This window comes from Paenibacillus sp. 01T422, assembly GCF_056398785.1.
Map to the genome: position 1 here is coordinate 1 of NZ_JBFTQB010000940.1, position 2,436 is coordinate 2,436.

A 2,436-nucleotide genomic window follows, 5' to 3' on the forward strand; every position below is an offset into this window, starting at 1 on the left:
GAAGAAACGGAAGAATCTGCGGAAGCCGAAGAGGATGCTTCAGAAGCTGACTGAAATTTGTAAGCGCAGTCATAAAAACTTCCATTGGCTTCGAAAAAAAGGATAAGAGCCTTATCGCCACCTGCAACCACGGCGTAATAAGGCTCTTATTTGTTATTTATTAAGGCTTGCCTGTTAGGCCAACCTTTAAATCTTTGATGAGCATGTATGTGTCAGCATTCGTTAATTTCTGCTTGTCTGCTATTAGCTTCAATGAAGCGTCAGTTAGCAGCTTGCTCTCCATTAACTTTGCTTGCGCTTCTTTGGATGAAGCTGTTAATCCCAAAGCTTGCGAAATCGTATAAGTAGCCTGCTCAAGAGATAACGAGACTTTATCGGCATTCTCCAGCTTCGCTATCGCCTGGGAGACATCGCCTTTGAAGGCATCCGGCTTCATTTTCTTCGCGCCGCTCACGAGATTAACCATCCGCTTCGGATTCGAAGGGTCATCCAAGTGAAAATTATTGTCGTACGCGCCGGAAGCCAGACCCAGCATAAGGGCAGATTTCAGACCTTCATAAGCTTTGTGCTCCATAAAAGACTGCGGCTTGAGCGTAATTGGATGAATCTCCATGCCTTGCTTGTTCAGCTGCTCCTGCAGCTTCGCAATCCCTTCTTTGGACGCCGACAGCTGGCGGAACGTCATCTTCTCCTGCTTCGCGAACATCGCTGCAGCTCCAGCAGCTTCCCCTTCTGCCATGCCTGTAGGCATAACTCGGGCACTTCCGTGCGGCAGCGTATCGTAACTGGCCGCTCTGCCTACTACAAGCAGTCCATCCACTTTCTGCGGCACTAAGCTGCGGAACGGAATAGCGTACTGCTTAGGTTTACACACAACGTTGCCATTATCCGTCGGAGAGATCCTTTGGATATCTACTGGATAAGAACCGAATCCAATGCGATCCCATTGATCATTGTTCGTACAAACGTCAACAATATTCAGTCGGTATTCCCCTTGCATATGACGCGTTTCCCGAACATATAGCTCTGGTGCGGATCCATCGAGTTCAAGGCTTGCGAACTCAGGGAATGTTTTTTGCATATATGTTAAAATATTAGGCAGTTCTTTCTTCCCAATGTCAAAAGCTTCCTGAACCGATTTCGGGTCAAGGGTGTCTACCCCGAAGATTTGCAAGGCATTAATAAGGACGGTATTATCATTCTCCCTACCCATATTAAGTCCTCTCATCTTGGCTCTTTCTTTGTTAAGAGGCGGGTATTTACTCATTTCACCGTAACCAAATACGCTAACTTCGTTTACTCCTGTATCCGGATTATTATCCCCGTTCAACCTCTTGGCCATCAGGTTCCATACTTCCGGTGTTACGTTTTTCAGACGAAACGCAAGCGTCACGGCCATTTTGGAATTCGGATCTCCAATGTCCTCATGCCCGATCGTAAAAGGTACTCCTGCTGCTGCCGCGAAATCCCCGTCCTGTGTCGCATCAATAACAGAGGCTGCCTTCACGACTTGCGTGCTGCCATTCTCGAGTGTGATCGTTGCGCCTTGCACAGCTTTTTTATCTTGGGAAAGGAGCGGATCGACCTTCTTCGTTTTGAGCAGCAAATCGATTTTGGATTCATTTTTAACCAAATCATAGAACGCATTAGCGGCTGTATTCACATCGAAGGAATCTCCTTCAATTTTGGCATACCACTCGGAGAAGAAGCCTTTATTGAAGACATCATCTTTCCCTAAAAGGTTCTTGTTTGGGGAATAATTCATATCAATGGAGTTAATCCAGCCGAGTGTCATTAACCCTCCCAGAATCTCACGATTCCGTCCATCAACCAGAAGGGTAGTCAATCCATTACGCGCAGCTGAAACGGCCGCAGCAACCCCCTCAGGGTCGGTACCAACGACAATGACGTCATACGCCTCTTTCGTTTTCTTCACGGATTTCACTTCTTCAATTTCTTGCTTCGCCTGACTTTTTCCACCGCTTATGTGGTGTTTATATTGATAATACAAAGATGCTGCAGCTGCCAGCACAGCGAGCAGAATCAAGATCCCCATCAACCAAAGCCATCCTTTGGAAGCGGAATTGTTGCGATTCGGATTTGCCATTAAAACAAAAGCACCCACCTTGTCCCCTGCTTTTCATACAGCTTACCGGTTAAAGGTTTGATAAGCTTTCTTGAGCAGTCGATTAATTTGTCATCCAAAAACATCACTTGTTAGTTTACCACATTTTAAAGTCTTAGAGAAATCTTGCCTCATTCAACAAATAAAACCTCGCATTGCTGATGAGGCAGTGCGAGGCTTTACGATTAACGATATGATTTCTTGGGAATGCTTTTCATTTTCTCCTGCTCGGATGTGAACTCTGCGCTAATTTCAACGTCCGCTAACGCTGGTGCCTGACTCATCCGCTCAGCAAGTGTTGTATGCAGCAG

General features: G+C 46.1%; 1 protein-coding gene. It reads right to left on the reverse strand.

Annotated elements, in window-relative coordinates; genetic code table 11:
• Nucleotides 1-160: 160 nt before the first annotated feature.
• The gene (locus AC1DUA_RS33775) at nt 161-2,107 is read right to left on the reverse strand and encodes an FAD-dependent oxidoreductase (protein WP_477503899.1); all 1,947 of its coding nucleotides are present in this window, start codon (nt 2,105-2,107) and stop codon (nt 161-163) included.
• Nucleotides 2,108-2,436: the final 329 nt, after the last annotated feature.